This is a genomic window from Glycomyces luteolus, assembly GCF_027622875.1.
In the GTDB taxonomy this organism is placed as follows: Bacteria; Actinomycetota; Actinomycetes; order Mycobacteriales; family Micromonosporaceae; genus Glycomyces; species Glycomyces luteolus.
This window is the reverse complement of the sequence record NZ_JAPZVP010000021.1, coordinates 63462-75461: the sequence shown is the minus strand read 5'-3', so window position 1 is coordinate 75461 and position 12000 is coordinate 63462. Positions and strand designations below refer to the sequence as shown.

General features: G+C 72.4%; 12 protein-coding genes. 5 read left to right on the top strand and 7 right to left on the bottom strand.

Going from position 1 to position 12000, the window contains the following annotated elements; genetic code table 11:
- Positions 1-137: 137 nt before the first annotated feature.
- Positions 138-467 (bottom strand): hypothetical protein, encoded by a 330-nt coding sequence (locus O1R50_RS21780; RefSeq protein WP_270112332.1) that lies wholly within the window; start codon positions 465-467, stop codon positions 138-140.
- A gap of 19 nt (positions 468-486) precedes the next feature.
- Positions 487-2013 carry a hypothetical protein gene (locus O1R50_RS21775; RefSeq protein WP_270112331.1) on the bottom strand — a complete coding sequence of 509 codons (1527 nt, stop codon included), beginning with the start codon at positions 2011-2013 and terminating at the stop codon, positions 487-489.
- A 200-nt stretch (positions 2014-2213) separates the two neighbouring features.
- Between O1R50_RS21775 and O1R50_RS21770 the strand changes: the two genes are divergently transcribed.
- From O1R50_RS21770 to O1R50_RS21760, 3 genes are all read left to right on the top strand, one after another.
- On the top strand, positions 2214-2537 hold the full coding sequence (locus O1R50_RS21770; RefSeq protein ID WP_270112330.1) for a hypothetical protein: 324 nt from the start codon (positions 2214-2216) through the stop codon (positions 2535-2537).
- 8 nt (positions 2538-2545) lie between these two features.
- Positions 2546-3706: a hypothetical protein gene (locus O1R50_RS21765; RefSeq protein ID WP_270112329.1), complete on the top strand. Its 1161-nt coding sequence runs from the start codon at positions 2546-2548 to the stop codon at positions 3704-3706.
- A gap of 219 nt (positions 3707-3925) precedes the next feature.
- Positions 3926-4390: a GNAT family N-acetyltransferase gene (locus O1R50_RS21760; RefSeq protein WP_270112328.1), complete on the top strand. Its 465-nt coding sequence runs from the start codon at positions 3926-3928 to the stop codon at positions 4388-4390.
- Between the two features lie 16 nt (positions 4391-4406).
- Here O1R50_RS21760 and O1R50_RS21755 read toward each other — a convergent pair whose 3' ends face one another.
- The 3 genes from O1R50_RS21755 to O1R50_RS21745 are packed head-to-tail and all read right to left on the bottom strand — an operon-like array spanning position 4407 to position 6856.
- Positions 4407-4910, bottom strand: coding sequence for a hypothetical protein (locus O1R50_RS21755; RefSeq protein WP_270112327.1), 504 nt, complete (start codon positions 4908-4910; stop codon positions 4407-4409).
- A 6-nt stretch (positions 4911-4916) separates the two neighbouring features.
- Positions 4917-6206: an NUDIX domain-containing protein gene (locus O1R50_RS21750; protein WP_270112326.1), complete on the bottom strand. Its 1290-nt coding sequence runs from the start codon at positions 6204-6206 to the stop codon at positions 4917-4919.
- Positions 6207-6250: 44 nt separating this feature from the next.
- The gene (locus tag O1R50_RS21745; RefSeq protein ID WP_270112325.1) at positions 6251-6856 is read right to left on the bottom strand and encodes a nucleotidyltransferase domain-containing protein; all 606 of its coding nucleotides are present in this window, start codon (positions 6854-6856) and stop codon (positions 6251-6253) included.
- 108 nt (positions 6857-6964) lie between these two features.
- On the opposite strand from O1R50_RS21745, the gene O1R50_RS21740 reads away from it, so the two are divergent.
- Complete coding sequence (locus O1R50_RS21740; protein WP_270112324.1) at positions 6965-7261, top strand: hypothetical protein; 297 nt, start codon at positions 6965-6967, stop codon at positions 7259-7261.
- Positions 7262-7270: 9 nt separating this feature from the next.
- Here O1R50_RS21740 and O1R50_RS21735 read toward each other — a convergent pair whose 3' ends face one another.
- A complete protein-coding gene (locus O1R50_RS21735) occupies positions 7271-7933 on the bottom strand; it encodes a hypothetical protein (RefSeq protein WP_270112323.1) in 663 nt (220 codons plus the stop codon).
- A gap of 165 nt (positions 7934-8098) precedes the next feature.
- On the opposite strand from O1R50_RS21735, the gene O1R50_RS21730 reads away from it, so the two are divergent.
- Positions 8099-10909: an AfsR/SARP family transcriptional regulator gene (locus tag O1R50_RS21730; RefSeq protein WP_270112322.1), complete on the top strand. Its 2811-nt coding sequence runs from the start codon at positions 8099-8101 to the stop codon at positions 10907-10909.
- Positions 10910-10995: 86 nt separating this feature from the next.
- Here O1R50_RS21730 and O1R50_RS21725 read toward each other — a convergent pair whose 3' ends face one another.
- On the bottom strand, positions 10996-11976 hold the full coding sequence (locus O1R50_RS21725) for a hypothetical protein (protein WP_270112321.1): 981 nt from the start codon (positions 11974-11976) through the stop codon (positions 10996-10998).
- Positions 11977-12000 lie beyond the last annotated feature (24 nt).

Here is a 12000-nt window from a genome sequence, read left to right as displayed (position 1 = left end):
CCGGCCGCGGCCCTGCCCGCTAGCGACCGCCCCCCCGACGCTTTCCCGCCCTCGGCCGCCCCCCCCCCCCGCCCCCAACGGCGCGGGCGGTCGTCGTTCCGAGCCGGTTCTCTCGTACCGCCCGGACGGTGCGGGCCCTAAGCCGTCCCGGCTCCGGGGTCGAAGGAGCCGAACTCGAAGTAGACCGCCGCCTGGTCGTCGCCGCTCGTCATCTCCGCGAGCGCCGCGTCCAGGCCGTACAGCGTCCCGCGCAGGTACTGCAGGTTCCGCCACATCGCCGCGTGGAACTCCAGGTACCGCCCCATCGCGTTCTCGGCCGCGCCGGGCGCGGTCCCGAACGCCGGGGCCCGGCTCAGCGTCCCGGTCGCCATCACCGGCAGCAGCTCGCTCTCCAGTTCCTCGATCAGCTCCACCAGGAACTGCCGGTACTCGCCGATCGCCTCAGGGTCGAACACCCGATCCGCCATGGTCGTGCCTCCCAATCGCCTAGTTGTAGGGGTCCTCGTTCGGCTTGATGTAGCCCCACACGTTCCCGGTCTCGCGCCGCGCCAGGTGCTGCGGCCCCTCGTCTTCCTTCTCGCCGTCCTGCTTCTTGTCCGAATCCGAACGCCCCGAAGGCTTCCCGCCCCGGCCCCCCGAAGCCTGGCCCTGGCTCTGCTGGAACAGCCCGCCGCCCCTCGGACCGCTCGCCGAAGCCGTGGTCGACGCGGTCGTCGGCACGGTCACCGCCGGGCCGAACAGCCCCTGCGGCACCGCATTGGCCGGACCGGGCAGCACCGTCCCGCGCCCGCCGCCGCCGAAAGGACCGCCGCCGGTCCCGCCCCCGAGGCCGCCGCCTCCGCCGCTCGCGAGACCGCCCGCGACCTCCTCGTCGTCCGCTTCCTCGGCCTCCCAAGGGGTCTTCTCGGCCAGAACCGTGCCGTCCCCGCCCGGCGGGACCGGGCTCGGGTCCTGCGTCGTCCGCGGCGCGACCGGCGCCGCGGGCTGCTCCGCCTCCGGCACCGCCAAATCCATACGGGAACCATCAGCGCTGCTCGGGTACGGCCGCTCCTCGCCCGTGGTCCGCAGCGCCTCCAGCTCTGCGCTCTGCCCTTCCCGCTTCTGCGCGATCGCCTCGTCGATCGCCGCCTGCCGCTCCACATACGCCGCCATCTCGGCCGCCACCCGCTCGGCGAAGACCTCCTTCGCCTCCTCGCCAACCACCGCCCGCACGTCCGCCACCAGCGCCCCGAGGCCCGAAAGCTGCTGCCCCACGCGCTCTTCGACGAACTCCCGCACCTCCGTCGCCAACCCCGCGTCGGCCCCCGCCAGCTCCAGTGCCTTCTCGGCCTCCTCGCAGGTCATCGTGATGCAGTCGCCGTGCCACCAGGCCGGCCGCACATGCAGCGCCACCAGGCTCGACCACTCGCCCTCGGTGCCGCACAGCGGTGCGGGATAAGGGATCTCGCCCGAGTCGCCGCCCTGCAGCGTGTAGATCGCCGTCTCGCGGCTCGCCAGCTCCGCCACGGTGGCCTCGATGTCGTCGAGCGCGCCCTCCACCAGGGCCCGCGCCTCGCCCGCCTGCGCCGCGAACGCGTCGAAGTCCTCCCCGGCCCAGCCCTCGGCGAGCTGGGCCAGCTTCGACTTGAACCGGCCCGGCCACGTCCCCAACCGCGTCCCGATCTCCTCGGTCCAGCCCGTCCGCAAGCGCTGCAGCGAGAACGCGTCCGCGTCCTCCGGCCGCACGGCCGTCACCGCCGCCCGGAAGTCCTCCTCGGTCGGATACGCCATGCCCTCGCACCGCGGCTTGAACCGGTCCCGCTGCCCCTCCACCGGCACGGCCGAAGCGAGCTGCACCCAGGCCTCCTCCGCCGGGTGCGCCACCGGGTGCGGACACTGCGCTGCCGAGCAACCGGCGCGGTCCCCCGAGGACAGCGCCGACGTGTCGCCGAAAGCGATCGTGAACTCGAACGACGGCAGCTCGACCGAACCGCCCGCCCAGTCCTCACTGCCGGTGAAAAGCTCATCGGTCACGGCGCGCCTCCTCACGTGGCGGCCCGGAGCCCGGGCCTCGATTGCGTGTGCCGCCCATGGAAAGCGGCGTCGTCACGGATCCGTCATGGGTTGATCAAGCGCGAGCCGGGACCGACCCGTGACGAGCCGCGCGACAGTACTTCCGACGCCGCCGGGCGTCCGCCCGAGAGGGCGTCGACACCTCGCAGAAGGAGGAGCCCATGACCGTGCACATGGACGTTGACGATGTGCGAACGGGCGGCACCGGCCTGCGCGGCCTGGCCCCGAACAGCCAGGCCGCGTCCCGGCGGGTGGAGCGCCCGGCGGCGACCGCGGCCGAGAAGAACACCGGCTTCGCCACCGGCGAGGCGGGCCGCCGCTGGCAGACCGCGCTCGCCGCCGTCGCCACCGGTGTCGAGCGCCGTCTCACTTGGCAAGGCGACCAGGTCATCGGCAGCGCCGACGACCTCGCCGCCGCCGACCAGGAGACGAGCTCCCGCTTCGGCGGCATCCAGAGCCAGCTCCCCACCACGCCGAAGCCTTAGGAGGACCCATGCCCAGCTACCAGGACGCGCTCTCGGCGCAGCCCTCGGAATTTCTCACCTACGCCTCCGAGATGACCGCCGCCGCAACCGATCTCGCCACCCAGCAGACCGACTACGGCTCCAAGGTCGCCGAGATCAACAGCCACTGGCGCGACAGCGCGAACGACGCCTTCAACGGCGAGGTCGGCAACGTCAACGCCCACCTCACCCAAGTCATCGGCGAGGTCGCCGCCACCGCGGGCGGCCTCGCGGCGACGGCCGCGCAGATGCTGCTCGAATGCACCGGCCTCAAGGCCGCGGACGCCGCGCTCAAGGCGATCGGCTTCAACATCCAGCCCGCGCCGATGGTGACGTTGGGTCCGGCCCAGCGCACCGCGATCGCCATGGCGGGACCGTTCGGCGGCATCCTCGAAGCGGCCCTCCAGGCCCAGGCGATGGCGGGGACGCTCGGCCTCCAGACCCTCACCTCCCTCATCAACGCCGCCGACGCGAGCGCCGGAGCGGCCCTCACGCAGGCGGCGGAGCTCCTGAAGCCCTTGGACGACAAGTCGAACGCGGCCAAGGACATGAACTCCCACAAGGCCGCCGACGACCACTCCGCCACCGGCACCGAGGGCGCGAACGAGGCGTCCGCCGAGGAGGAGGAAGCGAAGAAGGAGGATGAGCAGCGAGAAGAAGAGCAGCAGCAAGAGGACCAGGCCCAGGACCACCAGCAGGACCCGAGCCAGTCGCAGAACCAGCAGCCGACGATGCCCCAGAACCCCTCCGGCATGGAGGACATGGCGCAGCCCGAGATGCCCGAGCTCGAGAACCCCTGGGACGCTTCCGAACTCGAAGACCCCGAGATCCCCTCCGGCGGTCTCGCCTCAGGCGGCGGCCTGGGTGGCGGCGTCGGCGGCGGTGCGGGCGGCCTGGGAGGAGGCCTCCCCGGCGGCGGAGCGCCTTCCAGCGGCGGCATGGGCACGGCGACGATGCTCGGCACTCCCGCCGGAGCCTCGCCGACCGGCGCGGCCCCCAAAGCCGGCGCGGGCGGCATGATGGGCGCCGGCGGCGGACGCGGCGCCGGAGGCAAGCAGGACGACGAGATCGAGCGCGAGTCCTTCCTTGTCGAGGACCCGGACGAGGACGTCTGGGGCATCGGCGAAGACGACGACAACCCGTACTCGTAGCGAAGGCCGCGGCCGCATATCGCGCGGCCGCGGCCTCTCATCGCTCACTCATTCCACGCCAGGGCAGCTGAGGCCGTCCTCCGGGACCTTGCGATCGATGAAGTACCCCGTCATTGCAGCAGGCCCCACCAGACTCCTTGGTGCCCAAGGCAAGACGCCAGTAAGAGGCGAAATTCTACGGCCCGCCGATGGCGTGTTGCCGTCCGTAGACTTCGGTTGGTGGACATCGAATTCCGGACCACCCGCGCCGACGAGGCGCCGTTCATCTCCGACCTGGCGATGCGGTCGAAAGCGCATTGGGGCTACAGCGCCGAGTTCCTCGAAGCGATCCGCGACGAGTTGACCTACTCGCCGCAGGTGTGCGCTTCCGGGACGCTCGTCGTGGCCGAGCGGTCGAATCGGATCCTGGGTTTCTACCGTTTGATCGAAAGCGTCCCGGAGAGTCGCCTCGAATCCCTCTTCATCGACCCGCCCGCCATCGGAACCGGCGTCGGCCGGGCACTCCTCCAGCGTGCGCTGCTCGCGGCCGAGGCGCTCGGCGCGCGGACGGTCGCGCTCGAAGCCGACCCGAACGCCGAGTCGTTCTACGCCAGGTTCGGCGCGGTCCGCGTTGGCGAGATCCCGAGCGCATCCATCCCGGGAAGGATGCTGCCGCACATGCGGTTCGACCTGCCCGCCGCGTGACAGTGGTCCGCGAGCTTCAGCCCGGGTGCACGAACAGCGTCGTATGCGCGGGCCGGACGGCCGCCCACGCCCGCAGTTCGGCCGTCAGGTCCTCGCCGTCTCGGAGTAGGAAGATGCCTTGGCGCACTGCGGTGTCGGGGATCCGCTCGACGGCCTGCGCGAAGGCGGTCCTATCGGCGCTGCCCTTGAGCCGCTCGAATGCGGAGCGCATCGCGGCGAACTTCGCGGCGGCGTCCTGCTCGATGCGCGCGACCGCGTCCTGATACTGCCGGTAGTACTGGCGGGGGACCTGGTCGCGCACCGCCCGGCTCGGCGCCTCGAAGTCGTCGGCGAGGGCGGTGATGTCCTCCCAAGGGCACCCGAGGGTCCGCGCCAGGAATTTGACCGGGAAATGGGGGCCGAAGCGGGCGAGTGCGGTCCAGCGCCACGCTTCGGTGATGCCGACCTCGCTGACGATCGAGGCGCGCGGGCCGTACGTGACCCCGACGCGGACTGGAGGCAGACGGACCATCTCATCCATGCTGACTCATTGCGCACCGACCGAATCCGAGGTTCCCGTCGCGAGTAGGGGACCCGCGACCCGCAGGGTCTCGGTGCGCGACAGGTGGATCCGGGCCTCGGGTGCGATGGGCCCGCCCGCTGCGATCGCCGTTCCGGCGGCGGTCAGGTCCGCGAAGGTCGCGCCTGCCGCGATCAGCGCTCCGGCTTCGAGCGGCATCCAGACCAGGGCCGCGATGTCGGGGTCGTCGGGGGTGAAGACGGTCGGTTCCTCGGCGAACTCGGCGAGGAACATGCAGAAGTAGGTGAACGGCCCGGCCGGAAGGTCCGGCCGGAACGGCGTGATCGGGTCCTCGTTCCGGAAGCGCTGCACGATGAACGGCGCCGGGGCGTCGTCCGTGCGCGCTTCCCGCAGTTCGTCGGTGTCGATGTCGTGCAGGTAGGTCCGCTCGGACGGCACGAGCCGCACCGGTACGCCGAGTTCCTCGCGGGCCTCGCGCAGCGCGCAGTCCCAGATGTCCTCGCCGGGTTCCATGCCGCCGCCGACACCGCCGACGTGCCAGTCGGTGCCGCTCGCGTCGACGGCGTCGACCCCGTCGGCGTTCAAGGTGGCGAGCACCTTGCCGTCCCGCACGAGCAGCACTCCGGAGCAGAACGGCCGCCCGCCGGTGAGCCGGCGGGTCTCCGCGGTTCCCGAATCGGCCTCGCGCCAGAGCCGTTCATCGATCGAGTCGGTGTGTTCCCGCGTCATCGCATCGCCTCCCTTGCCGGACCTCGACCGTACGCGAAATCCGCCCTCAAGGCTGCCCGCACCGGCCGACGGGCGGAGCGAGTCCCTCCACGCGAGGATTCGTTTCGCCACGCCGCTCGGATCGGTGTCGTCGGTGCGGACGACCGTGTCGAACAGCGGCCGGTACGCGCGGGCGTCCCGCAGCGCCGAGTCGACCTGCGCCGCGTCCCAGCCCCTGGCGCGCAGGCGATCCGCGCGCACCGCGTCGTCGCAGTCGAGCAGCAGGTAGCCGGTGGCGCCTCGCAGCTCGCTCGGGACGTTCGGGCTCAGGAACAGCACCGGGTGCCCCGACCGGCGCGTCATGTCGATGATCCGGCGCCACATCCGCCCGTACGCGGGCCAGATCGGCACGGCCTCGGGGACCGCGATCGGCACCCCGATGAGGGCGCTGTCCTCAAGCAGCTCATCGATGTCCATCACGACCAGGCCGTCCGCGGCCGCGAGCAGCTCCGACTGAACGCTCGTCTTCCCGGCGCCGGGAGCGCCGCTGACGGCGTAGAGCGGTGCGTATTCCGTTCCCGTCGGCACAGTCTCGCGGGAATGCCGCCGTACCGCACCTGGATTGCGGCGCTTCAAGCTTCGAGTCGCTCCGACCACGGGTGCTCGCCGTACGCCACGCCGATGGCTTCGCGCAGCCATGCGCGCTGCTCCGGGCTCAGCTTCGGCAGCATCGCCGCGAAGTCCTGCTCGTCCTTCGGCCGCAGGCCTTTGGCCTTGTACAGCAGTTGGATCTCGGCGGCCAGGTACGGGACGCCGTCGGCGCTCACGGATCCGATCCCGTCGATCGGGCGGCGGATCCGCGGGTCGCGGCGCGACACCCAGTCGTCGCCCTCGGCCTCGTCGAGCATGAACTGGAACCGCCACGGTCCTCCCGGTACCTCGCGGCACCAGATGTCGTGGATCTCGGGCGACAGGACCTCCCCGGCCTCCCAGGGCCGCAGCTCGCCCGGCGGGTCGGCTGCCCACAGCTCCCATCCCGGGAGCGCGTCCTGCGCCGCGAGCTGGTCGCGCCGCAGCAGCTGGACATCCACGTCCCCGTGCTCGCGGAACGGCTCGCCGACCGCGAATTCGATCGCGTACCCGCCCGCGATCCACCACGGCGAGTCGACCGCCGCGAGCAGATCCCGGACCTCGTTCGGCGTCAATGGCTCCCAGCGGCCCAGATGATGTGCGCTCATCCCCGCATCCTCCCGCCCCGCCGCCCGCACCGCCACCGAATTGCGGTGCCGCGCCGATGGACCGCGCCCGGGTCCCCGAGGCGCAGGCACCCCGGCATCATGGTCTCCATGACCGACACCCCTATTGAACTCTGCTGCCTCCTCCGGGCCGTCCCCGGCGCCGAGCAGGCCATGACCGCATACGAGGACAAGGTGACCGCGCTCGTCCCCGAGCACGGCGGCGAGCTGCGCTCCCGCGCGATCGGCGACGGCGCGGACGGCAACCCCCACGAAGTCCACGTCTACCGCTTCCCGAACCAGGCCGCCATCGACGCGTACATGGCCGACCCGCGCCGCCTCGCCCTCGCCGACGAGCGCGACCGCACCGTCGCGAGCACGATCCTCTTCCCCGTCCGAATCGCCTGAACCGCGGCGCTACGCCAGGATCTCGGCCAGGCGCTCGACCGCTTTCGCCTGGGCGGCCTGGATGGTCGCAGTCGCCTGCATGGACAGGTCCTCGCACTCGGTGTCGAGGGTGGCGTTGGGGACGAGGAACTTGAACTCGGTGAGGCGTCCCTCGACGTCCACCTCGGCCGAGCAGAGGTCGTCCTCGGTGGTGTGGGCGAAGCGCTCGTTCGAGCAGCGGGCGATGCGGTCGCGGAGCTCGTCGCCGCCCCTGTCGGGGACGCGGGCGGCGAGGAGGTCGGCGTGGGCGCGTTCGAGACGGAGGACGTACTCCGAGCGGGCCGCCTCGGCGGCGATCCAGGCCGCCTGGATCGCGTCGGCCACCGCCGGGTTGCTCAGCCGGTCGATGGTCGGGCTCAACGCCAGGGACTGCAAGCGCCCCAGGTAGTCGAGGCGCAGCCACGCCACCCGATCGGCGTCGGTGCCGTCGAAGCCCCGCTGCGCCAGCTCCCCGGTGAGGGCCTCGGCCCGATCGGCGAGGTCCGCCGCCTGCTCGTACCGCTCCCGGCTCGGCGCCGCCTCCAGAGCGCGGTCGACGTCCTCGCGCACCGCCCCAGCGGGGAGCCGCGCGGCGGCGTGGCGCCCGGCGGCCAAGCGGTCCTCGTAGTCCTCGGGGATCTCGATCCGGTTCATCGGCTTTGCCTCCTCAAACGCTGTTCAACCGCATCGTTCCCGGTGCGCTCACGGATCGGTCACCGATCGGTCATGCCCGCCGCCGCGGTTTCGAGGAACGTGTCGCTTATGGGGTTGTGGGACACTGGATGTCCCTTGTCCCGGTCCGGAACGAAGGCGGAACCCATGCCCCACCTCGACGTGCGCCTGCTCGGGCCCCTGGAACTCCGCGTCGACGGAACACCGGTCGCGATCCCGCGCGGGAACACCGCGACCGTGCTCGCGATCCTCCTCGACGAGGCGAACAGCGTGGTCCCGCTCGAGAACATCGTGCGCGCCGTCTACGGCCTCGACATCCCGCAGGACCCCGAAACGCAAGTGCAGAACACCATCGGCGTCCTGCGCCGCAAACTCGACGCCGCCCGCGACCGGGTCGAGACCGTCGGCCGCGCCTACCGGTTCCGCATCGACGCCGCCGAACTCGACACCCTGCGCTGCAAGGCGAACGAGGACCGCGCCAGGTCCCTGCGCGCCGAAGGCCGCTTCGACGAGGCCGTCGCCGCCCTCCGCGAAGCCCTCGGCGAATGGCGCGGACCCGCGCTCGCCAACCTCTCCGGCACCACGATCGACGCGATCCGCCGCCGCTACGACGAGCACCGCCTCGCCCTCCTCGAACGCCGCATCGACCTCGACCTCGAACTCGGCCGCGCCGCCGAGGTCGTCGACGAACTGCGCCAGATCGTCGCCGTCCACGGCACCCGCCAGCGCTTCACCGCCCTCCTCATGCGCGCCCTCCACACCGGCGGCCGCACCGCCGAAGCCCTCGAAGCCTATGCGGCCCTGAGCGAACGCCTCGCCGACGAACTCGGTGCCGACCCCGACCAGGCCCTGCGAGACCTCCACACCGCGATCCTCCGCGACGGCCCGCCGTCCACCGCGCTGGACGCGCCTTCCGCATCCGACCCGCTGTCCCGCCGCCGCGTCCCCGCGATGCTCCCCCGCGCCAACACCCGCTTCACCGGCCGCACCGGCCCGACGCGCCTCCTCGACGGCTTCCTCGAAGCGGGCGCGGGCACCGCAGGGCTCGCCGTCGTCACCGGCATGGGCGGCGTCGGCAAGACCGCCCTCGCCGTCTCCTGGGCCCACCGCGTCGCCCACCGCTTCCCCGACGGCCAGCTCTACTTCAACCTCCGCGGCTTCGACCCGCTCGCACCCGGCACCGACGCCGCCACCGTCCTCGGCGAGGCCCTCGTCGCTCTCGGCGTCGAGGCCCACCAGGTCCCGGCCGGGCTCGACGAGCGGATCGGCCTGTACCGCACCGCCCTCGCCGGCCGCAGCGTCCTCCTCGTCCTCGACAACGCCAGGGACGCCGCCCAAGTGCGCCCCCTCCTGCCCGTCGCCCCCGGCTCCTTCACCCTCGTCACCAGCCGCGACCGCCTCGCCGGCCTCGACGTCACCGAAGGCGCCGACATCGTGCCGCTCGACCTGCTCTCCGACGCCGACGCCTGGGCGCTCCTGGTGCGCCGCATCGGCATGGACCGGGCCCTCGCCGAAGAGCGGCCGGTCCTGCGAATCATCGCCGCCTGCGGCCACCTGCCGCTCGCGCTGACGCTCATCGGCGCCTGGGCCGCCGCCAACCCGCACTTCTCCCTCGCGTCGCTCGCCGACCGACTGGAGAGCACCACGAACGTCTTCCGGGTGCTCAGCTCGACCGACCTCGCCTCCGACCCGCGCTCGGTCTTCGCCTGCTCCTACCAGGCCCTCGGCAGCCGCGCCGCCCGCGCGTTCCGCCTCTTCGGACTCCACCCCGGACCCGACCTCACCGTGCCCGCCATGGCCAGCCTCATGGGCCTGCCGCCCGCCGACGCCGAAGCGGCCCTGCACGAGCTCGCCGAGGTCCACCTGGTCGACCAGCACCGCGAAGGCCGCTACACGATGCACGACCTGCTCCGCGCGTACGCGCAGGACCGCGTCGGCGAAGAGGTCGACGACGAGCAGCGCGCGGCGGCGACCCGCCGGCTGATCGAGCACTACCTCTTCACCGCCCGCGTCGCGGAGGAGTTCGTCTCCGAGCGCCGCGAACGCCGCGAACTGTTCGACCTCGGCGAGCCCGCCCCCGGCGTGCTCCTCGAACCGATCAAGGACGCCGACGCGGCCACCGCCTGGCTCGACGCCGAGGACGCGGTGCTCCGCGGCGTCATCGAGCTCGAACCCGAACGCGGCGACGTGTACGCGCGGGTCTGGCAGCTCCGCTGGGCGCTGACGGAGTCCATGGTGTACCGATTCTCCTCGCGAGGCCGGCCCGGAGCCGGTTCGGCGGGGCTGGCCGCCACCGACCGCGCCGGAGACGCCCTGGGACGGCTGGTCTCCGGCGGCCCGTCGGGCCCGATGCTCCTCGTCAGCACCGAGTCCTCACTGCACGAGCAGCTCGCAGGCGTCTTCGAAGAGGCGGCCCGCGGCCACAGCCCCGGGGCGAAGGCGCTGGTGAGTTACACGTTGACCGTGGGCGCCGGCGTGGAGGAATGCGACGCCGAGGCCCTCGGCTACGCGAGACAGGGCTACCAGTACTTCGTCGAGCACGGCAACCCGTTCTGGGCGAACCGGCTGCAGTACGCGATCGGCTGGCACAGCGCCCGGCTCGGCCGGTTCGACGAGGCGCGACGGTGCTTCGAACACGTCGTCCGCGACGCCGTGCCGGAACGCCGGGAGCTCGCCAAGGCCAACACCGGCATCGGCTTCGGCTATGTCGCGCACGCAGAAGGGCGCTACAGCGAGGCGATCGGCCACTTTACGGAGGCGCTGGCCTGGTACGAGGCGAACGAGCTCGAGGTGAGCGCCGCCTTCACCCGCGAGAACCTGGGCGACTCGCTCGCGGCGCTGGGCGAGTCGATGACGGCGCGGAGCGAATGGGCCGCGGTGGCGGCCGTCTACGAGGCGTTCGGCCTCGACACGGAGGCCGCGCGCATCCGGGCCAAGGCGGCGGCGCTCCCGGTGTGACCAGGCTGGCCCTCGGCGTCACGCCCGGCCCGAAAACGGAAACGGGGCCGCGCCCGAAGGCGCGGCCCCGTGCAAGTCCTTGCGGCTCAGGCGGACTCGGCGCCGAAATCCGTCGCCAGCAGCGCTTCGATCGCCGGGTCGCGCAGTGCCGCGCCCGACTCCGACACGCTCGCCACGCCGATGAACCCGTTCACGCCGTCCACGTCGACGACCAGCAGCGCCGTGTCCTCGTAGAGGTCCGTCGTGTCCGGCGAGGCCGTCCACGAGTTGCGCCACTCCGCGAGCACGCCGGGCCGACCGTCGACTTCGACAGCGGTGTACGTGATCGCGCTCTGCTGGTAGCCCTCGACGGTCGTGAACCCGTCGCCCAGCCAGACCTTCGAGGCGCTGAGCGCGCTGGCTTCGAGGTCGGCGGGGTCGAATACGGCCTCGGCTCCGGAGAAGAGGCCGACGGCGAGGACGGAGACCCACGTCTCGGTGTGGTTGACCTGGTAGATCTCGGCATCCGCGAGCGGTTCGCTGGGAGCGCCGGGCCCGGCCGCGTACTGCCATTCGGGGCCGGGGAGGGGCGTGACCGAGTCGAGCGAGGACACCGCGAGGTGCGTCCCGGAGGGCGCGACCGGAGCATCGGTCTCCTCGCCGCCCTCGTCCTCGCCTTCGCCGCCGCCGGGCGTGTTCTCGACGGTCGCGTCGTCGTCTCCCGCGGTCAGGCTGCCTTCGTCGTCGTTGCCGAGCAGGAAGTACCCGCCGACCGCGCCGAGGACCATGAGCACGACGACGCCGATGACGAGGAGCGCGGTGCTCCCGCCGCCCTTGGTGTTGGGCTGCACCGGCGGCGGGTACTGGCCGTAGGGGACCTGGTAGCCGGCGGCCGGGTCGTACTGCACGGGCTGGCCCGGGTACTGCGACTGGCCGGGAAGCTGCATGGTCGGATAAGGCTCGGGCGGGTAGGCCTCGCCGCCGACCTGCCCGGGGGCGTAGCCTCCCGCGGGCGGCTGCGCGCCGGGCTGGGACGGCCCGTACTGGCCGCCGGGCTGCCCGGCGGGGTCTTGCGGGGGGTACGTCATGGACCGATCGTATCCGGCACCCGC

Bases quoted from the DNA above. Each gene is read 5' to 3' on its own strand.
- O1R50_RS21735 (WP_270112323.1), bottom strand. From the start codon at position 7,933: ATGAACCGGATCGAGATCCCCGAGGACTACGAGGACCGCTTGGCCGCC.
- O1R50_RS21755 (WP_270112327.1), bottom strand. From the start codon at position 4,910: ATGGATGAGATGGTCCGTCTGCCTCCAGTCCGCGTCGGGGTCACGTAC.
- O1R50_RS21725 (WP_270112321.1), bottom strand. From the start codon at position 11,976: ATGACGTACCCCCCGCAAGACCCCGCCGGGCAGCCCGGCGGCCAGTAC.
- O1R50_RS21745 (WP_270112325.1), bottom strand. From the start codon at position 6,856: ATGAGCGCACATCATCTGGGCCGCTGGGAGCCATTGACGCCGAACGAG.
- O1R50_RS21765 (WP_270112329.1), top strand. From the start codon at position 2,546: ATGCCCAGCTACCAGGACGCGCTCTCGGCGCAGCCCTCGGAATTTCTC.
- O1R50_RS21780 (WP_270112332.1), bottom strand. From the start codon at position 467: ATGGCGGATCGGGTGTTCGACCCTGAGGCGATCGGCGAGTACCGGCAG.
- O1R50_RS21770 (WP_270112330.1), top strand. From the start codon at position 2,214: ATGACCGTGCACATGGACGTTGACGATGTGCGAACGGGCGGCACCGGC.
- O1R50_RS21730 (WP_270112322.1), top strand. From the start codon at position 8,099: ATGCCCCACCTCGACGTGCGCCTGCTCGGGCCCCTGGAACTCCGCGTC.
- O1R50_RS21740 (WP_270112324.1), top strand. From the start codon at position 6,965: ATGACCGACACCCCTATTGAACTCTGCTGCCTCCTCCGGGCCGTCCCC.